We start from the raw sequence: 19,930 nt of genomic DNA on the forward strand, positions 1-19,930 counted from the left end.
TTACTCCGCCGCTTCAATCAAAGGGACCGGAGAGAAATCCTCCGGAAAATGCGTCATCGCGCTCATCACCGGATAGGGCGTGAAGCCCCCAAGGGCACAGAGCGAGCCGAATTTCATCGTGTTGCAGAGATCGGCGAGCAGGACCCGGTTCTTCTCCGGCTCGATCCCCTGAGCGATCTTGTCGGCCGTCTCGACGCCGCGCGTCGAACCGATACGGCAGGGCGTGCACTTGCCGCAGCTTTCGACCGCGCAGAACTCCATGGCAAAGCGCGCCTGTTTCAGCATGTCGGCCGTGTCGTCAAAGACGACGATGCCGGCATGGCCGATGAGGCCGTCCTTGGCTGCGAAGGATTCATAGTCGAATGGCGTGTCGAACAGCGCGCGCGGGAAATAGGCCCCGAGCGGCCCACCGACCTGCACCGCCTTCACCGGCCGGCCCGTCACTGTCCCGCCGCCGATCCTGTCGATGATATCGCCGAGCGACAGGCCGAAGGCCGTCTCATAAAGGCCGCCATATTTCACATTGCCGGCAATCTGCAGCGGAATGGTGCCACGCGACCGGCCCATGCCGAAATCACGATAGAAGGCCGCACCCTTGTCCATGATCACGGGGACAGAGGCGAGCGAGATGACATTGTTGATGACGGTCGGACAGTCGAACAGGCCCTTATGCGCCGGCAGAGGCGGCTTGGCCCGCACGATGCCGCGCTTGCCTTCCAGGCTGTTGAGCAGCGCCGTCTCCTCGCCGCAAACATAGGCGCCGGCGCCGGTACGGATCTCGATATCGAAGGCCTTGCCGGAGCCAAGTACGGAGGCTCCGAGAATGCCGGCTCCTCTCGCGATTTCCACGGCTTGCGTCATCGCGGCGATGGCATGCGGATATTCCGAACGCGCATAGACGAAGCCCTTGGTCGCGCCGGTCGCAAGACCAGCAACCGCCATGCCCTCGATCAGGACGAAGGGATCGCCCTCCATGATCATCCGGTCGGCAAATGTGCCACTGTCGCCCTCGTCGGCATTGCAGACGATGTATTTGCGCGTCCCCGGCGCATCGAGCACCGTCTTCCATTTGATGCCGGTCGGAAAGCCCGCGCCACCGCGACCGCGCAGGCCGGAGTCGGTGACATCCTTGACGATATCGGCTGCCGCCATGCCAACGGCGCGACGCAGCCCCTTAAGGCCGCCATGGGCTTCGTAGTCTTCCAATGAAAGGGGATCGATGATGCCGCAGCGGGCAAAGGTGAGGCGTGTCTGTTCCCTAAGGAATGGGAGGCTCTCAACCTCCCCAAGACAGAGCGGATGCTCGCTGCCTTGGAGCAATCCTGCATCGAACAATGCCGGCACATCCTTGGCCCTCACCGGCCCATAGCCGATGCGCTTGCCATCGACTTCCACCTCGACGAGTGGCTCCAGCCAGAACATGCCACGCGAACCATTGCGGACGATCTGTGCACTCAGACCACGGCTGGCAATCTCCTGCGCGATAGCCTTCGCCACCTTCTCGGCGCCAAGCGAAAGGGCTGCGGCATCGCGGGGAACGTAAATCTTCACCGTCATCGGCGCGCCTCCCTTACCAGGTCTTCCGCGCCTTCGTCGTCCAGCCGGCCATGCAGCTCGCCGTCCAGCATCGCCGCAGGCGCACAGGCACAGAGCCCAAGACAGTAGACCGGCTCCAGCGTCACGCTGCCATCAAGCGTCGTCTGATGAAAATCGATGCCGAGCAGCCGCTTGACGCGCTCCGCCAACTGATCGCCGCCCATCGACTGACAGGCTTCGGCGCGACAGAGCTTCAGGACATGGCGGCCGGCGGGATGATCGCGATAGTCATGATAGAAGGTCATGACGCCGTGCACTTCGGCGCGCGACAGATTGAGGGCCTTGGCGATCAGCGGCAGCGTATCCTGCGGCACATAGCCGAACTCTTCCTGGATCCCATGCAGGATCGGCAGGAGCGGACCTTCCATCGATTTCATGGCTTCGATAATGACGCCGGCACGGGCCGCGATTGCGCCCGAGCCAAGATGCAAACTCATAAGCAGCCCTCCCAGGCTTCTCCTCCGTAAACACACGTCGACGCATGCTACATTCGGAGAGTCGCAGGGAAGAAGCGAGGGATCAATAAGGCAGTCCCGTCAAACGATAGGAAATTCCTATCGATCTCTCTCACTCTCCGCGAGCAATCGTGCCTCATGCAACAAGGCCGAGACGAGTGGGGTAAACGGCTCACGATGGGTGGCGACCAGACCGACGAGATGTTCGGCATCCGGCTCGGTGATCGGGATCTTGCGAATATCGGCGGGAAAGCCGAAGGAATCGGCGATATTCTTCGGCATGATGCTCGCCCAGCGTCCCGTCTGGACATGAGAGAACAGCACGATCATCGAATTGGACTCCAGCGTCGGACGGGCCGTCGCGCCGGCTTCGGCAAGGTGTCGGTTGATGATGCGGCGGTTCTGCATGTCCGCGGTCAATAGACAAAGCCGAAGATCGCCGACTTCCTTCCAGGTCACGCTGACGCGCTCGGAGAGCGGACTGCCCGCCGCCGTGATCAGATGATAGCGCTCGGCATAAAGCGGCACACTGGTGACGCGCCCAAGCGGCTCGTTTTCCAGATAGGTGATGCCGGCATCGATCTCGAGATTCTCGAGCAGGCTCAGCACCTGCAGCGAATTGCGCGAAATGATGGAGAAGGTGACGTCGGGATGCCGCTCCTGAAACGGCGCCGTGATCTTCGGCACCATGGCGAGCGCCGTCGGGATCGCCGCGATGCGGATATGGCCGGCAAGGCCCTTGTGCGCCGCCCGCATCTCCTCGCGCATCGTCCTGGCATCGCCGACGATCCGCCGCGCCCATTCCAGCACCCGCTGCCCTTCCGGGGTCAACCCCTGGAAACGCGAACCACGGCTGACAAGCATGACCCCGAGCTGATCCTCCAGCTGCCGGATCGCCGCCGACAAGGTCGGCTGCGTCACCCCGCATTCCTCCGCGGCGCGGCCGAAATGCTTCTGGTTGGCAAGCGCGATAAAGAATTCCAGCTTGTCGATCATTCAACTCTCCCGAGAGGAAGAGTTAAACGGGCCAAGGCATGAGCGCAACATTGGAAAAGGAGAGGCGGAACCAACGGAGGCCACAGCCTTCCCTTTCAGATCACATCGCCAAATTCTCACTCACGGATGAGGGTCGGGAAACCCATGGCGTTCCGAAAGGGCGGCAAGGATCTTGTCCTTGTCGGATATGAAGGCTTTGCCCTCAAACACGCCGGTTTGATATTGCGACGTTTCACCCTCCGCCAGCACCAGCAGCGGCAGGGACTGATGTTCCTCTCCGACCACGGCGATGACGGGAAGCCTTGGCCGCGGCCACGCAATCCGCTCGACATCAAGCCGTTGCGCCAGTGCGGGAAATGACGCCAGTACACCTTCCATCAAGGCACAATGCCAGCAATAGAAACGGCGACCGGGATAAGCCGGATCTTCAAAATCGGGACGCAGCAAAAAGAGTTTATCGCGGGTCATCGTCAGCTCCGTCGCTCTCGAACACCATGCACAAACGATGAATAGCCCAAGTCAATCCGTAGGATTCGGAAACCATCGCCCATGACAACGGCCGCTCTATAGACGCTGCCAGCCGTCGGCAAGCATCTCCTGTCGCCACGATCAGGAATCGAGACCGCAGAAAACCTCGCGCAAAGATTCGACCACGTCGCTGATTTCCGAACCGGCGACGGCGTAATAGACGAGCCGGCCTTCGCGGCGTGTTTCGACCAGCTTCTCCAGCCGCAGTCGCGCCAGATGCTGCGACACCACCGCCTGCTGCAAACCGAGTATAGCCTCGATCTCCATCACGGTCTTTTCTTGCCTGGCCAACAGGAAGAGAATGATCAGCCGCGTCTCGTGCGACAGAGCCTTCAACAAAACGCTCGCCCGTCTGGCCTTCGCGTTCAGTTCTTCAACACTATGCTCCGCAATACCGCCAGGCGGTGGAGACAACGACATAGGACAGCCTCTGGCGACACATTCGCATACAGATATGCGTATAATATTATGAATGGGGTGCCCGTTCAAAAAGTGGCGGAGCACCAAAAAAGGTCCATTTTATCAGCAGATAAGCTGCCCGCCATTAATCTCGATTACCTGCCCGGTGATGTAGCCGGATAAATTCGGCGCCGCCAGGAAAAGATAGGTGGGAGCGCAATCTTCCGCCGTGCCCAGGCGTTGCAATGGAATAGACCGGCGCGTCTGCTCGAGCTTCTCCTTCGAGGAGTAGCGCTCATGGAAGTCTGTGGCGATGGTTCCCGGCGACACGCAGTTCACCCGGATACCGTCCGGCGCCAGCTCCCGCGCCAGCGCCTTCGAATAGGTGGCGACGAAAGCCTTGGAGGCGGAATAGATCGCCGATCCCGGGCTGCCGCCGGTGAGCGCCGAGATCGATACCGTATTGACGATCGCTGCCTGCCCCGCGTTCCTGAGCTGCGGCAGCAAGGCCCTTGTCACCTCCACGACTGAGGTCTGGTTGAGCTGGACGATCCGGCCATATTGTTCATCGGTCAATTCGCCGGCGGGAAAGCGACCGAGCATGGTGCCGGCATTGTTGACCAGCACGTCGATACGGTCGAACACGCCCGCGGCCGCAGCCGCAAAATCCTTCGTGCCGCTCTCGCTGCTAAAGTCGGCCGGAATGAGAAAAGCGCGGCGGTCGAGTTCGGCCTCCAGCAGAAAATCCGGCAGCTCGCGTTTACCGTCACGCCCGACATGGACGAGCACGCGCGCGCTGCAATCGAGAAACTGCCGCGCCACCTCCAGCCCGATGCCGCGCCCGGCGCCGGTGATTACGACGTTGCGATTTTCGAATAGCTTCGGATGAAACATGATGGCCCCCTCAAATCGCAGAATCCGCGCACCAACAATTGCGGAATTTTCACTTTATCATATGATGATGAAAAAACGAAAGAAAGGGAGCGCAGATTATGTTCCTATCGGGACGGCAAACAGAGATTCTGGAGATCGCCAAGACTGAGGGGCGCGTGCTGGTGGAGGAACTGGCGTCGCGCTTTTCCGTGACGCCGCAGACCATCCGCAAGGACCTGAACGATCTCTGCGACGGCCGCGTTCTATCGCGGGTCCATGGCGGCGCGATCTTCCCGGGCGGCACGGAAAACGTCAAATACGAAGCACGCCGCTCCATCGCCGCCCCGGAAAAGCAGGCGATCGGCCGGGCCGCCGCCGGGCTCATTCCCAATAACAGCTCGCTTTTCATCAATATCGGCACCACGACGGAAGCGGTCGGCGAAGCCCTTCTCGGCCATCACGAACTGATGGTCATCACCAACAACATCAACGTTGCCAACAAGTTGCGGATTTTCCCATCGATCGAAGTCGTCATCGCCGGCGGCGTCGTGCGCGGCTCGGATGGCGGCATTGTCGGCGAAGCGGCGGTCGATTTCATCCGGCAGTTCAAGGTGGACTATGCCGTCATCGGCACCTCCGCCATCGATGCCGACGGCGCGCTTCTCGATTTCGATTTTCGTGAAGTGAAAGTGGCGCAGGCGATCATCGCCAATGCCCGCCATGTCATACTGGTCGCCGACAGCACCAAGTTCGAGCGCACCGCCCCGGTACGCATCGGCCACCTGTCGCAGGTCCACACCTTCGTCACCGACGAATGTCGGGTCGAATCCGTGCGTATCGCCGCCGCCGAACACGGCGTTCGCCTGGTCGAAACCGCACGCCGGCAGAGTTGACCACACGCGACGCCCATCAAGAAACGTTCGTTTGACATTCGTATTGATTTCGCTTTAGATGGATTGATTTTCGAATTATCCATCTTTCATGATGGCGGGGGCTTTGCGGAGGGGCGCGTGAGCGAGCAGATCCACGACATTTTCGTCATTGGCGGCGGCATCAACGGCTGCGGCATCGCCCGTGATGCCGTCGGACGCGGCTATAAGGTCGCACTTGCCGAAATGAACGATTTCGCCTCCGGCACATCGTCCGGCGCCACCAAGCTGATCCATGGTGGCCTGCGCTATCTCGAGCATTACGAATTCCGCCTGGTGCGCGAATCGCTGATGGAGCGCGAAGTGCTCTGGGCGATGGCACCGCACATCATCTGGCCGATGCGCTTCGTCCTGCCCTATCACAAGGGCGGCATCCGTCCGGCCTGGCTCATCCGCCTCGGCCTTTTCCTTTACGACCATCTCGGCGGCCGTAAGCTGCTGCCGCCAACGGCAACGCTCGACATGAAGACCGACCCGGCCGGAAAGCCGCTGAAGTCGCTGTTCACCAAGGCTTTCGAATATTCCGACGGCTGGGTGGATGACGCCCGCATGGTCGTGCTCAATGCCCGCGATGCCGCCGATCGCGGCGCCACGATCATGCCGCGCACCAAGGTCATATCGGCCCGCCGCGACGGCGCCCTCTGGACGATCGAAACAGAGGACACCGTTACCGGCGAGAAACGCTTCTTCAAGTCGCGCATGCTGATCAATGCCGCTGGCCCCTGGGTCGATCATGTTCTCTCCGACGCCTTTGGCACCAACCAGGCCCACAATGTCCGCCTGGTGCAGGGCAGCCACATCGTCGTCCGCAAGAAGTTCGACGATCCGCGCGCCTATTTCTTCCAGAATCCGGATAACCGCATCATTTTCGCCATCCCCTACGAACAGGACTTCACCCTGATCGGCACGACGGATCGCGACTACAAGGACGATCCGAAGGATGTGAGGATTTCCGAAGAGGAAACCACCTATCTCTGCAACGCCGCCAGCGAATATTTCAAGGAGCCGGTTCGCCCCGAGGATATCGTCTGGACCTATTCCGCCGTGCGCCCGCTCTATGACGACGGCGCCACCAAGGCGCAGGAGGCGACCCGTGACTATGTGCTGAAGGTCGAGGGCGCCGAAGGTCAGGCACCCTTGCTCAACGTCTTCGGCGGCAAGCTCACCACCTATCGCCGCCTGAGCGAGCATGCGCTCGAAAAGATCGGCGAAGCCATCGGCCTCAAGGGCACGCCATGGACGGCCAAAAGCTCACTGCCAGGCGGCGATTTCCCGGCCAAGGGTTATGAAGCCGAAGTGGTCAAGCTGAAGGCGCGTTATCCCTTCCTTGCCGACCCGCATGCGCGACGGCTGGTGCGCCGCTATGGCACCCGCGCCATCATGATCCTCGGCAACGCCAAGGCCCCAAGCGATCTCGGCCGCAATTTCGGCAGCGATCTCTACGAGGCGGAAGTGCGCTATCTGATGGCGCATGAATGGGCTTATACCGCTGCCGATGTCCTCTGGCGCCGCTCGAAGAAGGGCCTTTACCTCTCGAAGGACCAGGCCGCGGCGCTCGACGACTACATGGCCGGCGCGCGGGTCCACGCATAAACGTATCAACCTTCGGGATCGAGCAACCTCGGCCCCGGCCCTTCCTCGGAGAGCACGTCCCAGGGATTGCGCAGCGGACAGCTTTGCATCGAAAGACAGCCGCAGCCGATGCAACCGTCGAGCTGATCGCGCAGGCCCTGCAGCCGCCTGATCCGCGTATCCAGATCGTTCTTCCATTGCGCCGACAGCTTCCGCCAATCGGCGCCGGTCGGTGTCCGGCCTTGCGGCAGCGTGTCGAGGGCCACCTGGATCTCGGCAAGCGGGATTCCCACGCGCTGCGCCACCTTGATCACCGCCACACGGCGCAGCACCTCGCGGGCATAACGCCGCTGGTTGCCACGGCTGCGATGGCTCTCGATCAGCCCCTTCGCCTCGTAGAAATGCAGCGCCGAAACCGCAACGCCGCTGCGCGCCGCCACCTCGCCCACCGTCAGCAATCTCGAAAATGCATCGGAGTCTATTTTTGTCATGACAGGCTATTGACCTCAACTTTACTTGAGGTTTTATAGCTCTTGCTCCGAAGCGCGTAAAGCAGGAGCAACGCATGACTGAACCCACCCGCCTGGCAATCCTCTACGGCAGCACCCGCAAGGGCCGGCTATGCGACCGCGTGGTCAATTGGGTCGTCCGGGAACTGACGCACTATCCGCTCATCGATATCGACGTCATCGATCCGCTCGATTTCGGCCTGCCGGTTCACCATGACGGCGAGCATCCCGCGGTGGCGGCCCTTGCCGCACGGCTTTCGGACGCCGATGCCTTCATCGTCGTCACACCGGAATATAATCACAGCTTCACGGCCTCGCTGAAATTCGTGCTCGATCTCGTCTACGAGCCATGGCAGGGCAAGCCGGTTGCCTTCGTTTCCTATGGCGGCATTTCCGGCGGGTTGCGCGCGGTCGAACAATTGCGGCTGGTCTTTGCCGAACTGCACGCGGTCACGGTGCGCGACACCGTCAGCTTCGCCAATCCCTGGGGACGGTTTGCCGAAGACGGCTCTCTCGAAAACCCGATCGAGGCACGGCAATCACTGGTGCGCATGATAGCACGGCTGCACTGGTGGAGCGCGGCATTGAAGCCCGCCCGGGAGACACGCCCTTACCGCTCCGTCGCGGCCTGAGCGTTCGTCCACGATAACCAACACCGCTCTTCTGTTTCTGGCAGGTACGGAAGACCGGCTCGGCGCCCGGGCCTGCGCCGCATGTGCTCGGGCGTCCTTCTCCTCCTCAGTCGATCAAGCCACACCCTTGCCGACGCCGCCTAGATGGCCTAACCCAATATCCAGGCGGTTCCAGAGGGATGAGGATGGAGCAAGAGACGCGGCTGGGAGGAGCAGATTTCATGCGCGCCGTGGCGTGCCTAATGGTGCTTGCCCATCATCTCGTGCTGCGAATGGATTTCAGTTACCTCCCCGATGCCCTGGCCCTGCCGCTCATTCTGGCACGCTTCGGCAATTACGGCGTCTCGGTCTTCTTCGTTCTCAGCGGCTTTCTGCTGGCGCGGCCCTTCTGGCTGGCGCTGGACAGAGGTCTACCGCCGCCATCGCTGACAATCTACGCCATGCGCCGCGCCGCCCGTATCCTGCCGGGCTTCTGGTTTGCCCTGACAGTCGGCTTCATCTTGAGTTTCACGGTCTATGATTTTCCGCTCGATCATGAGCTGGCCGGGCGCTACGTCTCGGGCTTCCTCCTGATGAGCCAGTGGCATTGGCGCACCTTCTTTCCAGTAGAGGATAACGGGCCGCTTTGGTCCATCCCTTTCGAGACGACCTGCTATGTGCTGCTGCCGATCGCTTTCCTGCTTCTATTCGGCCCAGCCCTGAGACTGCGCACCGCTCTACCTGCCCGTATGCTCTGGCTCGGCGTCATCGCTTTAGCGCTTCTGGGCCATTGGCTGATCATCACCCATATCCCGCTCGACAGCGTCGGGCGGGGCTGGGAACATGGCTTCCAGGGCGGCGCCAAGGAGTGGATGCCGCGCTATAATCCGATTGGTTTCTTTGCGATCTTTGCCATCGGCGCCCTGGCGGCGGGCATCCAGACCATGATCCCCAGCAAGCGCTCGCTGCTCTTCGATATCCTGGCCATCCTCGCCATGGTCATCGGCATCGCCGAAATCTGGATATCGGTCAGCGGCAGCTGGGAAGGTTACGGCTGGCTCGGCATTCCCTATCGTTTCCCCGTCTTTCCGCTCGCCATTGCCGGCGCCCTCTGCGCTCTACCGCAATCGGTCGCCCTCCGTCACGTTCTCGACAATCGCCTCAGCCGCTATATCGCCACCGTCTCCTTCGGCGTCTATATCTGGCAGGATATCGTCTTGTTGTTGATGAAGAAGCTGTTCCCCTGGACCTTCGGCACGGGCTCCGATGACGTGTTCGGTGGATGGTTCACCTCAAGCCTCATCGCAACCGCCATCATCTTTGCGATCGGCACCCTCAGCTATGTCTTCCTGGAGCGCCCCGTCATGCGCTGGGCTCGCACCCGCGAGCAATCGGCAAGCAAGACCGTCCGAGCCTGACAAAAAGGCCGCCCAACGGACACCGCTGGACGGCAAAGAAGCTCGGCTAGGGTCGCCGAGCATCCTGTCAGATACGCGTGGCCTTCAGACGCTCCTCATCCAGAACGACGCCGAGGCCAGGTGCCTCTCCAAGATCCAGCCAGCCATCCTGATGCTTGAGCGGCGACGCCATCGGATAGTCTCGGCGGGCCTCGCTCCATTCCGGATTGTCATAGGGATATTCGAGCCAGGCGACATCGCCGACGCCTGCGGAAAGATGCGCGTTCGCCAGCACGCCGATGCCGTTCGTCCAGGAATGCGGGGTGAACTGCACGCCCGCCTCTCGCGCCTGATAGGCCAGCCGCCGGCAGCCGGTGATGCCGCCGACCAGCGCCGCGTCGGGCTGGATGACGTCGAAGGCACGCTCCTCGATGATATCGCGGAATTCATAGAGCTCGCGCGTCATCTCACCACCGGCGATGCGCAGCGATGTCGCCTGCTTCAGCTCTTTCATGCCCTTACGGTCAGAGCGATGCAGCGGCTCTTCCATCCAGTAGACGCCGAGCCGTTCCAGCTCCCTTGCCACCGTCAGCGCGTCCTTGAAGGTCCAGGACAGCGTCGTGTCCCAAGGCATGCGCCAACCCTGGTTACAATCGACCATCAGCTCCAGCCGGTCGCCGACCCGGGCACGGATCGCCTCCAGTGCCTTCACATCGTCGCGCCAGCCGCTGCGGCCGCCTGCGGACGAGGAGAAGCGCACCTTCATCGCCGGAAAGCCTTCCGCGAGATAGCGCTCCGCCTGTTCCGCCATCGCCGCCGGCTCACGCAGGACGCCGGAGGAGGCATAGAGCCGCACGCGGCTGGCGCGGCCGCCAAGCATGCGCCAAACCGGCTCGCCGGTGATCTTGCCCGAGAGATCCCACAGCGCCAGATCCATCGGCCAGCAGCGGCCGTAGTGGAAATTGATATGCGACAGGACTTCATAGTGACGCTCCAGATGGCGCGGGTCCTCGCCGATGAACAGGTCCTCATGCCCCTCGAAACCCTTCATCAGGTCGCCAGAGCCGATGCCTTCGCGGCCCTCGTCATCTTTAACGCGGACAATCGTCGCGTCGAAATTGCGGCGCGGCCGGCCGTCCCAGCTCGCCTTGAACGGCGGATCGAGCGGCAACCGGTGATGGCTGATCTCGATGGAAACGATCTTGCTCATGATAGTGCCTCCCCGCAAACCTCAGCCGAACTGCTGCCAGATGGTCTTGTAGTCGCAATATTTGTCGATCGCATGCACCGAGCGATCACGGCCGAAACCGGATTGCTTGAAGCCGCCGAAGGGCGTGGCGAAGTTCGACATGTCGTAGGTATTGATCCACACCGTACCCGCATGGATCGTCTCGGAAAAGCGATGGGCGCGGTCCATATCTTTGGTAAAGACGGCGCCGGCGAGGCCATAGATCGTATCGTTGGCGATCTTCAGCGCTTCCTCCTCCGTATCGAAGGGGATGGCGGCCAGCACCGGCCCGAAAATCTCCTGCCGCGCCAGGCTCATATCATTGGTCATGTCGACGAAGACGCCGGGGGAGATATAATAGCCGCCGGTTTCCCTCAACACCTGCTCGGCCCCGAAGGCGCGGCGGGCACCCTCCTTCTCGCCGGTAGCGATCATTGAGAGCACCTTGTTCATATGCTCTTCCTCGATCAGCGCGCCGATCTGCGCTGCGGGATCAAGCGGATGCCTCAGCGCGATGTCAGCGTGCGTCACCGCCTCGATCTTTGCGATCAGCGTCTCCTGCACCGAACGCTGCACGACCAGCCGCGTCGAGGCATGGCAGGTTTCGCCGGAATTGTAGAAGCAGCCCCAGGCGACGGCACTCGCGGCCGCATCGAGATCCGCATCCTCGAAGACGACCAGCGGCGATTTGCCGCCAAGCTCCAGCGCCACGCGCTTGACGTTCGATTGCGCCGCATAGCCCATGATCAGCTTGCCGACCTCGGTCGAGCCGGTGAATGCGATCATGTCGACATCCATGTGCAGCGCCAGCGGTTTGCCCGTCTCCTCGCCATAACCGGTGACGACATTGAGGACGCCGGCGGGCAAGCCCGCTTCGAAGCCAAGTTCGGCCAGGCGAATTGCCGAGAGCGAGGATTGCTCCGCCGGCTTTAGCACCACGGAATTGCCGGCGGCGATAGACGGGCCGAGCTTCCAGGCATCGATGATCATCGGATAGTTCCAGGGCGTGATCGCGCCGATGACGCCGAGCGGCACCTTGCGCACCAGGGCGCGTGCATTCGGCCCGGTCGGCGCGATCTCGTCATAGATCTTGTCGATCATCTCGCCGTAGAACTGGATGCCGTCGGCGCAGAGCCGGACATCGACGGTGAGCGACGCCATGACCGGCTTGCCGACATCCAGCGTCTCCAGCATGGCGAGCTCCTCGCCATGGGCGCGGATGAGCTCGGCCCATTTCAGCATGATTCTCTTCTTTTCCAGCGGCTCCTTCTTGCGCCAGACACCGCTTTCGAAAGCGGCGCGGGCAGAGGCGACAGCCGCATCGATATCAGCGGCGTTGCCCCGCGCCAGCTGAGCGCCGGGCTTGCCATCCATCGGGCGGATGCGCGTGAAGGTCTCGCCGGAAGAGGAAGCGCGATAGGCGCCGTCGATGAAATGCCGCCCCTCGAGCTTCAGGCCGGAGAGAACATTCTCCCAATAGTCGCGCGTATATTCCTTGGTCATCTCAAATTCCTTTCGGCAACGCCATCACGGCGGCGGCGAAGCGGTCGATATCCGCATCCGTTACATCGCGGATAGTCGAACGCCGCATCGGCTGGTTTTCCAGCGCGCGCATTTCCTGCGCGAGATCGGCCGCATCGAAGGGCCTGAAGGCAGACGGAAGGGCGCGGACGATGCCACAGCGATCCATCCAATCAGAGAGGAAGGCGGGCAGCACGGCTGCACTTTCAAGCCCGCAGGCTATCGCAGCGGCATTGAGCTCGTCCGTATCCGCCTCGACCAGCCATGGCAGCGTTGCCTCAAAGCCGAGTGCGGTCGCCAGCCCATGGTGGACCGGTGCAAGGCCGGCGAGCGCATGGCTGATATTATGCGCGATCGCGGTACCGCAATTGTCGATAGCGATGCCGGCGAAGCAGGAGCCGAGCAGCACATCGCCCCGCGCCTCGAGATTGCCGGGCTCTCTTACCGCCATCTCAAGCGAGCCGGTGATCAGCCGCAGTGCCTGATACGCGTAGAACTGCGCGCCGCGATGCGTATTGCGGTTCGTCGCCGCCTCGAAGGCATGGATGAAGGCGTCGAGGCCGCACCAGGCGGTGAGGCTCGCCGGCAGCGTCGTGGTGAGCGCTGGGTCGAGGATGACGAGATCGGCCTTGGTTTCCGGCCCCCAGATCCAGAGTTTCTTGCCCTCCGGACCGGCGAAGATATTAGTCGCCGAAGTCTCCGAGCCGGTTCCGGCGGTGGTCGGCACCATGATTTTCTTCAACGGGTTCTTTGGCAGCGGATTGACGGCCAGTGCATAGAACATCGGGTCGGCCCCCGAGGCTGCACAACAGGCGACGATCTTGGCGATATCCAGGGCCGAGCCGCCGCCGACGCCGATCACCATATCCGCGCCCTTGGCCGCCTCCGTCGCCGCACGGAGATGCGCGAGCTTCGGCTCCCCGGCGAAATCCGAGAAGATCTGTGTCGATATCCCTGCCTCGGCCAGATCGGCCTTGATCCTCTCCGCAAGACCCGATTGCGCCAGGAACGCATCGATCACCAGAAGAGTAGCAGTGACGTCCTCGAAGGATTTGACCGCGGTGGCCAGGCCGGCGAGCGTGCCGTCACCAAAACGGATGTCAGGAATGGCGGAAATGGAGAAGGACACGGCAGATCACCCAGGAAAATGCGGCCAAATACGATGCCCACATCCTGCATCACAATTTCAGCTCTTCAAATCCGGGCATTTATCGGGGATATTGATGATCTGAAGTTATGGAGAGGCGATGCTCGAAAAAATACCGCTGGAAGCCTTCCGCGTGTTCGATGCCGCGGCGCGGGCAATGAACTTTTCCCGCGCCGGCCGCGAGCTGAACATTACCCAGGCCGCCGTCAGCCGACGCATCAAGGGGCTTGAGGATCACTTAGGCGCTATTCTCTTCACCCGGCGCGGCCGGAACCTGGCGCTGACGCCGGAGGGCGAGCGGCTGTTTCAGCGCGTGCGGGCAACGCTCGAATATCTGGAGGAGAGCCTGGAGCCCTTCCGCGCCGGCACCGGTGAAATCATTTCCATCGCCGCCAGCGGTTCGATCTCGCATCTTTGGCTCGGGCAGAGGCTCAGGGATTTCGGCAAGGAAAGCCCTGGCATTTCCGTGCGCCTGCTGACGACAGACGTGCACTCCGAGCTGGCGTCGGAGACCAACGATCTCATCATCATCTACTCCACCGGCGAACATCCGCGCTGGAACCTGACGCCGCTGATGAAGGAAGTGCTGGTGCCGATCGCCTCGCCGGACTACCTCGCAAGCCGCGGCCTCGATCCGCAGGCGCTGACATCGGCCGATATCGCCGGTCTGGATCTGATCGACTACGAGCGCGCCAACGCCCACTGGATCAGCTTTCGCCAATGGTTCGGCCGCATCGGCGATCCGCTGAAAGGCAAGCTACCGCGACCGCGTCTCTCCTTCTCCACCTATATCATGGCGGTGGAAGCCGCCTTGCGCGGCGAGGGCATCGCGCTCGGCAGCCTCGGGCTCATCGAAGAATATCTGCGCTCCGGCGCGCTGGTCACGATCGGCAAGGATCAGGTCGAAAGCGGCTTCGGCTACTATCTCGGTGCGCCGCGCTTCCGCACCCTCTCGCCTGAGGCCGGACAGTTGCACCGGCACTTACTGGCAAACCAGTAGCCTCGACAACGCAATAAAAAAAGCGGCCGGGAAAGGCCGCTTTCGTTCGGAACCACCGACTGAACTCTGAGGATCAATCCTTCCGGATCGAGCCGCTCAGATGCGTGAGTTCCATGATGAAATGCTCAAGGCGGGACTTATGCTCGTGATGCTCGGCATCTTCGAGTTCGGCCTTGGCGACATTGATGCGGCGCGTCAGCTCATCCTGGTTCAGATCTTCAACCGGGATTGCGGACTCGGCCAGCAGCGTGCAGCCAGTCGGCAGAATGTCGGCGAAACCGCCGAACACGACGTAATCCTGCTTCTTGCCCGAAGCCGAATGCACCTTGACGACGCCCGGCTTGATCGTGGTCATGGTCGGCGCATGGTGAGCCATGACGGTCATCTCGCCTTCGCTGGCGGGAATGACGACATCGATAACCTGCTCCGACAGAAGCAGACGCTCCGGAGACACCAGTTCGAAATTGAAATTGTCAGCCATGACCGGTCACTTCTCGATTGTCTTCATTTCAAGGCAACGGCGCACGCAAAACCGCGCGCCGTTGGATTGGCCTTATCAGGCAGCCAGCTTCTTGGCCTTTTCGATCGCTTCTTCGATCGAGCCGACCATGTAGAAAGCAGCTTCCGGCAGGTGATCGTAATCGCCGTTGACCAGGCCCTTGAAGCCCTTGATCGTGTCTTCGAGAGCGACGAGCTTGCCCGGCGAACCGGTGAAGATTTCGGCGACGAAGAACGGCTGCGACAGGAAGCGTTCGATCTTGCGGGCGCGGGCAACGGCCAGCTTGTCTTCTTCCGACAGTTCGTCCATGCCCAGGATCGCGATGATGTCCTGGAGAGCCTTGTAACGCTGCAGGGTCGACTGAACCTTACGAGCGATTTCATAGTGCTCTTCGCCGACGACCAGCGGGTCGAGCATGCGCGAGGTGGAGTCGAGCGGGTCGACGGCCGGGTAGATACCCTTTTCAGCGATCGAGCGCGACAGAACCGTCGTTGCGTCCAAGTGGGCGAACGAGGTCGCCGGCGCCGGGTCGGTCAAGTCGTCGGCCGGAACGTAAATGGCCTGAACCGAGGTGATCGAGCCCTTGGTCGTCGTGGTGATGCGTTCCTGCATCTGGCCCATGTCGGTCGCGAGCGTCGGCTGATAACCAACGGCCGAAGGAATACGGCCGAGCAGAGCCGACACTTCCGAACCTGCCTGGGTGAAGCGGAAGATGTTGTCGACGAAGAACAGAACGTCCTGGCCTTCATCGCGGAAGTTTTCGGCAACCGTCAGACCGGTCAGAGCGACGCGAGCGCGGGCGCCCGGCGGTTCGTTCATCTGGCCGTAAACCAGCGCAGCCTTGGAGCCTTCGCCGCCGCCGTGCTTGTTGACGCCGGATTCGATCATTTCGTGGTAAAGGTCGTTGCCTTCGCGGGTACGTTCACCCACGCCTGCAAACACCGAGTAACCACCATGCGCCTTGGCGACGTTGTTGATCAGTTCCATGATCAGAACGGTCTTGCCGACGCCGGCGCCGCCGAACAGGCCGATCTTGCCGCCCTTTGCGTAAGGCGCGAGCAGGTCGACGACCTTGATGCCGGTGACCAGGATCTGGCCTTCGGTGGACTGCTCGACGTAAGACGGAGCTTCCTGGTGGATCGAGCGCTTGGTGGCGGTAACCAGCGGACCGGCTTCGTCAACGGGCTCGCCGATGACGTTCATGATACGGCCGAGCGTTTCGTAACCAACCGGAACCGAGATCGGCGCGCCGGTGTCGGAAACGGGCTGGCCGCGGACCAGACCTTCGGTGGAGTCCATGGCGATCGTGCGGACCGAGTTTTCGCCGAGGTGCTGCGCGACTTCCAGAACAAGGCGGTTGCCATTGTTGCTGGTTTCGAGAGCATTCAGGATCTTCGGCAAATCGCCATCGAAATGAACGTCAACGACGGCGCCGATAACCTGCGTAACCTTGCCGACCGAAACTGCGGCCTTAGCTGCGTCAGCCATAATCTTACCCTCTTTTCCTAACCTCAGAGCGCTTCCGCGCCCGAAATGATTTCAATCAATTCCTTGGTGATCTGCGCCTGACGCTGGCGGTTGTAGCTCAGCGTCAGTTTGTTGATCATTTCACCGGCATTGCGCGTCGCATTGTCCATCGCGCTCATCTTGGAGCCCATTTCGCCGGCAACGTTCTCGAGGAGCGCGCGGAAAATCTGAACCGAAATGTTGCGCGGAATCAGGTCCGCGAGGATCGAAGCCGCATCCGGCTCGTATTCGTAAACAGCGCCCTTATGGGCGGCATCTTCCTCGACAACGGCCGGAGCCGAAGCCGGGATAAGCTGCAGTCCCGTCGGAACCTGGCTGATCACCGACTTGAACTCGGAATAGAACAGCGTGCAGACATCGAATTCGCCGGCATCGAACATCTCGATGATGCGCTTGCCGAGAGCATCGGCATTTTCGAAGCCCACGCGCTTGACGTCGCGCAGTTCCTTGCGCTCGATGATCAGCGAAGCGTATTCGCGACGCAGAATATCGTAGCCCTTCTTGCCGACGGTGAAGATCTTCACGGTCTTGCCTTCGGCGAGCAGCTTGCGGACGTGATCGCGGGCAAAGCGCGCAATCTGCGAGTTGAAGCCGCCGCAAAGGCCGCGTTCAGCCGTGCAGACCACGAGCAGATGCACATCGCTCTTGCCGGTTCCGGTCATCAGAAGCGGCGCACCGTCAGCATCGCTGACGGCAGCCGTGATGTTGGCAAGAACGGCGCCCATGCGCTGCGAATAGGGCCGCGCGGCCTCAGCCGCCTCCTGGGCACGCCGAAGCTTCGCCGCGGCGACCATTTTCATCGCCTTGGTGATCTTCTGCGTCGCCTTGACGGAGGCGATCCGGTTTTTCAGATCCTTAAGTGAAGGCATCCGGTATCCGTCCTAGAAGTGAGGTCCGATCAGGCGAAAGACTTGGCGTAGCTATCGAGAGCAGCGGTGAGCTTGCCCTTGGTCGCGTCGCTGATAGCCTTTTCGGTGCGGATCGTATCGAGGAGTTCCTTGCCTTCCGAGCGGAGGTACGAAAGCAGGCCCTGCTCGAACTTGCCGATCTGCGGAACCGCGATCTTGTCGAGGTAGCCGTTGACGCCGGCGAAGATCACCGCAACCTGCTCTTCCACCTTCAGCGGCGAGAACTGCGGCTGCTTCAGGAGTTCGGTCAGGCGTGCGCCACGGTTCAGCAGGCGCTGCGTTGCGGCATCGAGATCCGAGCCGAACTGAGCGAAGGCTGCCATTTCGCGATACTGGGCGAGTTCGCCCTTGATCGAGCCGGCAACCTGCTTCATCGCCTTGATCTGCGCGGACGAGCCGACGCGCGAAACCGACAGACCGACGTTAACGGCCGGGCGGATACCCTGATAGAACAGGTCGGTTTCGAGGAAGATCTGGCCGTCGGTGATCGAGATCACGTTGGTCGGAATGAAGGCCGAAACGTCGTTACCCTGCGTTTCGATGACCGGCAGAGCGGTCAGCGAACCGGCGCCCAATTCGTCGTTCATCTTGGCAGCGCGCTCGAGGAGACGCGAATGCAGGTAGAAAACGTCGCCCGGATAGGCTTCGCGGCCCGGCGGGCGGCGCAGCAGCAGCGACATCTGACGGTAGGAAACGGCCTGCTTCGACAGATCGTCATAGCCGATCAGGGCGTGCATGCCGTTGTCGCGGAAATATTCGCCCATGGCGCAACCGGCGAACGGTGCCAGGAACTGCATCGGAGCCGGATCGGACGCCGTTGCCGCAACGATGATCGAGTACTTCAGGGCGCCGCGCTCTTCGAGCACCTTGACGAACTGAGCAACGGTCGAACGCTTCTGGCCGACAGCGACGTAGACGCAGTACAGCTTTTCGCTGTCCGGGCCGGCATCGTGGATGGCCTTCTGGTTCAGGATCGTGTCGAGAATGATGGCAGTCTTGCCGGTCTGGCGGTCACCGATGACCAGCTCGCGCTGGCCGCGGCCGACCGGGATCAGCGCATCGATAGCCTTGAGGCCGGTCGACATCGGCTCATGAACCGACTTACGCGGGATAATGCCCGGAGCCTTGACGTCGACGCGCGAACGACGGGTCGCGTTGATCGGGCCTTTGCCGTCGATCGGATTGCCGAGCGCGTCAACGACGCGGCCAAGCAGTTCCGGACCAACCGGGACGTCGACGATCGCGCCAGTACGCTTGACGGTGTCGCCTTCCTTGATGTCGCGGTCGGAGCCGAAGATAACCACGCCGACATTGTCGGATTCGAGGTTCAGGGCCATCCCACGGATGCCGCCAGGGAACTCGACCATTTCGCCGGCCTGGACATTGTCCAGACCGTAGACACGGGCGATACCGTCACCGACGGAAAGAACCTGGCCGACTTCGGAGACTTCGGCTTCTTGGCCGAAATTTTTAATCTGATCTTTCAGAATTGCGGAAATTTCCGCGGCGCGGATATCCATCAGCCGACCTCTTTCAATGCAAGCTTAAGGGTAGAGAGTTTGGTGCGAAGGGACGTATCGATCTGACGCGAACCGACCTTGACGATCAGGCCACCCAGGATCGACGGATCGACCGTGACGGCAATCGCCACGTCCTTACCGGTTACGCCCTTCAGCGCCGCCTTCAATTCATTTTCCTGCGCCTTCGTCAGCGCATGAGCCGAGGTGATCTCGGCGGAAACTTCACCGCGATGCTGCGCGGCAATAATACGGAAAGCCTTGATCATGCCCGGCAGCGCAAAAAGGCGCCGGTTCTTTGCCACGACTTTGAGGAAATTGGTAAAATAGGCGCCGAAGCCTGCCTTGGTCGCCAGAGCCTGAACTGCGCCAACCTGCTCTTCGGCCGAAAAGACCGGGCTGGAAATGAAACGCTTCAGATCACCGCTGTCATCCAGCATGGCTTGAAACCGATCGAGATCGGCAGTCACGGCTGGAACAGCACCCTCCTCAAGGGCCAGCTCGAACAATGACGAGGCATATCGCTCTGCAACACCAGAAATATGCTGGGATGTGTCTGCCACGGGCACAAAATTCCCTGATTTCAACCCAAGAGTTCAGCTTCCGGGGCACGGAAGCCACATGCTCTTGAATTCGTTTTGATTTCCCCCAGAAATCAACAGGAGCTTCCTCCTGCCGCATCCGAAATTCGGGGTTCGTCTAACATAGGATATTGAGA

The 19,930-nt window shown here is 61.3% G+C and carries 20 protein-coding genes; 5 read left to right on the plus strand and 15 right to left on the minus strand.

Annotated features, from left to right (window positions below):
• From AC1RO0_RS19795 to AC1RO0_RS19820, 6 genes are all read right to left on the minus strand, one after another.
• Positions 1–1,557, minus strand: a complete 1,557-nt coding sequence (locus tag AC1RO0_RS19795) for a formate dehydrogenase beta subunit (protein WP_498594518.1) — start codon at positions 1,555–1,557, stop codon at positions 1–3.
• Positions 1,554–2,033, minus strand: coding sequence for a formate dehydrogenase subunit gamma (locus AC1RO0_RS19800; protein WP_174052616.1), 480 nt, complete (start codon positions 2,031–2,033; stop codon positions 1,554–1,556). Before AC1RO0_RS19800 ends, AC1RO0_RS19795 begins: the two co-directional genes overlap by 4 nt.
• Positions 2,034–2,150: 117 nt before the next feature.
• Complete coding sequence (locus tag AC1RO0_RS19805; RefSeq protein ID WP_498594519.1) at positions 2,151–3,047, minus strand: LysR family transcriptional regulator; 897 nt, start codon at positions 3,045–3,047, stop codon at positions 2,151–2,153.
• A gap of 120 nt (positions 3,048–3,167) precedes the next feature.
• Positions 3,168–3,515: a DUF3088 domain-containing protein gene (locus AC1RO0_RS19810; protein ID WP_498594520.1), complete on the minus strand. Its 348-nt coding sequence runs from the start codon at positions 3,513–3,515 to the stop codon at positions 3,168–3,170.
• 141 nt (positions 3,516–3,656) lie between these two features.
• A complete protein-coding gene (locus AC1RO0_RS19815; protein ID WP_498594521.1) occupies positions 3,657–3,995 on the minus strand; it encodes an ArsR/SmtB family transcription factor in 339 nt (112 codons plus the stop codon).
• A gap of 102 nt (positions 3,996–4,097) precedes the next feature.
• Positions 4,098–4,868, minus strand: a complete 771-nt coding sequence (locus AC1RO0_RS19820; protein ID WP_498594522.1) for an SDR family NAD(P)-dependent oxidoreductase — start codon at positions 4,866–4,868, stop codon at positions 4,098–4,100.
• A gap of 98 nt (positions 4,869–4,966) precedes the next feature.
• Between AC1RO0_RS19820 and AC1RO0_RS19825 the strand changes: the two genes are divergently transcribed.
• Entirely contained in the window at positions 4,967–5,740 is a 774-nt protein-coding gene (locus AC1RO0_RS19825; protein WP_498594523.1) for a DeoR/GlpR family DNA-binding transcription regulator, read from the plus strand.
• A 117-nt stretch (positions 5,741–5,857) separates the two neighbouring features.
• On the plus strand, positions 5,858–7,369 hold the full coding sequence (gene glpD / locus AC1RO0_RS19830; RefSeq protein WP_498594524.1) for a glycerol-3-phosphate dehydrogenase: 1,512 nt from the start codon (positions 5,858–5,860) through the stop codon (positions 7,367–7,369).
• Between the two features lie 5 nt (positions 7,370–7,374).
• On the opposite strand, the gene soxR is transcribed toward glpD, so the two are convergent.
• Positions 7,375–7,839 (minus strand): redox-sensitive transcriptional activator SoxR, encoded by a 465-nt coding sequence (gene soxR / locus AC1RO0_RS19835; RefSeq protein ID WP_498594525.1) that lies wholly within the window; start codon positions 7,837–7,839, stop codon positions 7,375–7,377.
• A 74-nt stretch (positions 7,840–7,913) separates the two neighbouring features.
• Between soxR and AC1RO0_RS19840 the strand changes: the two genes are divergently transcribed.
• The gene (locus AC1RO0_RS19840; protein ID WP_498594526.1) at positions 7,914–8,489 is read left to right on the plus strand and encodes an NADPH-dependent FMN reductase; all 576 of its coding nucleotides are present in this window, start codon (positions 7,914–7,916) and stop codon (positions 8,487–8,489) included.
• A 185-nt stretch (positions 8,490–8,674) separates the two neighbouring features.
• Positions 8,675–9,886 carry an acyltransferase family protein gene (locus AC1RO0_RS19845; protein WP_498594527.1) on the plus strand — a complete coding sequence of 404 codons (1,212 nt, stop codon included), beginning with the start codon at positions 8,675–8,677 and terminating at the stop codon, positions 9,884–9,886.
• A 67-nt stretch (positions 9,887–9,953) separates the two neighbouring features.
• Here the strand turns inward: AC1RO0_RS19845 and AC1RO0_RS19850 are convergent, their stop codons facing one another.
• Genes AC1RO0_RS19850 through AC1RO0_RS19860 form a run of 3 tightly spaced genes read right to left on the minus strand, consistent with a single transcriptional unit; the run spans position 9,954 to position 13,743 of the window.
• Positions 9,954–11,075, minus strand: coding sequence for a mandelate racemase/muconate lactonizing enzyme family protein (locus AC1RO0_RS19850; RefSeq protein WP_498594528.1), 1,122 nt, complete (start codon positions 11,073–11,075; stop codon positions 9,954–9,956).
• Positions 11,076–11,096: 21 nt separating this feature from the next.
• Positions 11,097–12,596 (minus strand): aldehyde dehydrogenase, encoded by a 1,500-nt coding sequence (locus AC1RO0_RS19855; RefSeq protein ID WP_498594529.1) that lies wholly within the window; start codon positions 12,594–12,596, stop codon positions 11,097–11,099.
• Position 12,597: 1 nt separating this feature from the next.
• Positions 12,598–13,743 carry an iron-containing alcohol dehydrogenase gene (locus AC1RO0_RS19860; RefSeq protein WP_498594530.1) on the minus strand — a complete coding sequence of 382 codons (1,146 nt, stop codon included), beginning with the start codon at positions 13,741–13,743 and terminating at the stop codon, positions 12,598–12,600.
• Positions 13,744–13,861: 118 nt separating this feature from the next.
• Here AC1RO0_RS19860 and AC1RO0_RS19865 point away from each other — a divergent pair, with 118 nt between their 5' ends.
• Positions 13,862–14,761 (plus strand): LysR substrate-binding domain-containing protein, encoded by a 900-nt coding sequence (locus AC1RO0_RS19865; RefSeq protein WP_498594531.1) that lies wholly within the window; start codon positions 13,862–13,864, stop codon positions 14,759–14,761.
• 73 nt (positions 14,762–14,834) lie between these two features.
• On the opposite strand, the gene AC1RO0_RS19870 is transcribed toward AC1RO0_RS19865, so the two are convergent.
• The 5 genes from AC1RO0_RS19870 to AC1RO0_RS19890 all read right to left on the minus strand — a co-directional run bounded on the left by AC1RO0_RS19870 (position 14,835) and on the right by AC1RO0_RS19890 (position 19,781).
• Positions 14,835–15,242 carry a F0F1 ATP synthase subunit epsilon gene (locus tag AC1RO0_RS19870; RefSeq protein WP_007690109.1) on the minus strand — a complete coding sequence of 136 codons (408 nt, stop codon included), beginning with the start codon at positions 15,240–15,242 and terminating at the stop codon, positions 14,835–14,837.
• 75 nt (positions 15,243–15,317) lie between these two features.
• Entirely contained in the window at positions 15,318–16,748 is a 1,431-nt protein-coding gene (atpD, locus tag AC1RO0_RS19875) for a F0F1 ATP synthase subunit beta (RefSeq protein ID WP_153368834.1), read from the minus strand.
• 23 nt (positions 16,749–16,771) lie between these two features.
• The gene (locus AC1RO0_RS19880) at positions 16,772–17,656 is read right to left on the minus strand and encodes a F0F1 ATP synthase subunit gamma (RefSeq protein ID WP_498594532.1); all 885 of its coding nucleotides are present in this window, start codon (positions 17,654–17,656) and stop codon (positions 16,772–16,774) included.
• A 29-nt stretch (positions 17,657–17,685) separates the two neighbouring features.
• Positions 17,686–19,215 carry a F0F1 ATP synthase subunit alpha gene (atpA, locus tag AC1RO0_RS19885; protein ID WP_498594533.1) on the minus strand — a complete coding sequence of 510 codons (1,530 nt, stop codon included), beginning with the start codon at positions 19,213–19,215 and terminating at the stop codon, positions 17,686–17,688.
• Positions 19,215–19,781, minus strand: a complete 567-nt coding sequence (locus AC1RO0_RS19890; RefSeq protein ID WP_498594534.1) for a F0F1 ATP synthase subunit delta — start codon at positions 19,779–19,781, stop codon at positions 19,215–19,217. The genes atpA and AC1RO0_RS19890 overlap by 1 nt, the downstream gene beginning before the upstream one ends.
• Between the last annotated feature and the right edge of the window lie 149 nt (positions 19,782–19,930).

This window comes from Rhizobium sp. GW821-FHT14E12 (genome assembly GCF_058803745.1).

Coding starts and splice junctions, on each gene's coding strand:
- atpA (WP_498594533.1), bottom strand. CDS start 19,215: ATGGATATCCGCGCCGCGGAAATTTCCGCAATTCTGAAAGATCAGATT.
- AC1RO0_RS19840 (WP_498594526.1), top strand. CDS start 7,914: ATGACTGAACCCACCCGCCTGGCAATCCTCTACGGCAGCACCCGCAAG.
- AC1RO0_RS19810 (WP_498594520.1), bottom strand. CDS start 3,515: ATGACCCGCGATAAACTCTTTTTGCTGCGTCCCGATTTTGAAGATCCG.
- atpD (WP_153368834.1), bottom strand. CDS start 16,748: ATGGCTGACGCAGCTAAGGCCGCAGTTTCGGTCGGCAAGGTTACGCAG.
- AC1RO0_RS19870 (WP_007690109.1), bottom strand. CDS start 15,242: ATGGCTGACAATTTCAATTTCGAACTGGTGTCTCCGGAGCGTCTGCTT.
- AC1RO0_RS19815 (WP_498594521.1), bottom strand. CDS start 3,995: ATGTCGTTGTCTCCACCGCCTGGCGGTATTGCGGAGCATAGTGTTGAA.
- AC1RO0_RS19820 (WP_498594522.1), bottom strand. CDS start 4,868: ATGTTTCATCCGAAGCTATTCGAAAATCGCAACGTCGTAATCACCGGC.
- AC1RO0_RS19795 (WP_498594518.1), bottom strand. CDS start 1,557: ATGACGGTGAAGATTTACGTTCCCCGCGATGCCGCAGCCCTTTCGCTT.
- AC1RO0_RS19850 (WP_498594528.1), bottom strand. CDS start 11,075: ATGAGCAAGATCGTTTCCATCGAGATCAGCCATCACCGGTTGCCGCTC.
- soxR (WP_498594525.1), bottom strand. CDS start 7,839: ATGACAAAAATAGACTCCGATGCATTTTCGAGATTGCTGACGGTGGGC.
- AC1RO0_RS19865 (WP_498594531.1), top strand. CDS start 13,862: ATGCTCGAAAAAATACCGCTGGAAGCCTTCCGCGTGTTCGATGCCGCG.
- AC1RO0_RS19805 (WP_498594519.1), bottom strand. CDS start 3,047: ATGATCGACAAGCTGGAATTCTTTATCGCGCTTGCCAACCAGAAGCAT.
- AC1RO0_RS19825 (WP_498594523.1), top strand. CDS start 4,967: ATGTTCCTATCGGGACGGCAAACAGAGATTCTGGAGATCGCCAAGACT.
- AC1RO0_RS19880 (WP_498594532.1), bottom strand. CDS start 17,656: ATGCCTTCACTTAAGGATCTGAAAAACCGGATCGCCTCCGTCAAGGCG.
- AC1RO0_RS19845 (WP_498594527.1), top strand. CDS start 8,675: ATGGAGCAAGAGACGCGGCTGGGAGGAGCAGATTTCATGCGCGCCGTG.
- AC1RO0_RS19800 (WP_174052616.1), bottom strand. CDS start 2,033: ATGAGTTTGCATCTTGGCTCGGGCGCAATCGCGGCCCGTGCCGGCGTC.
- AC1RO0_RS19855 (WP_498594529.1), bottom strand. CDS start 12,596: ATGACCAAGGAATATACGCGCGACTATTGGGAGAATGTTCTCTCCGGC.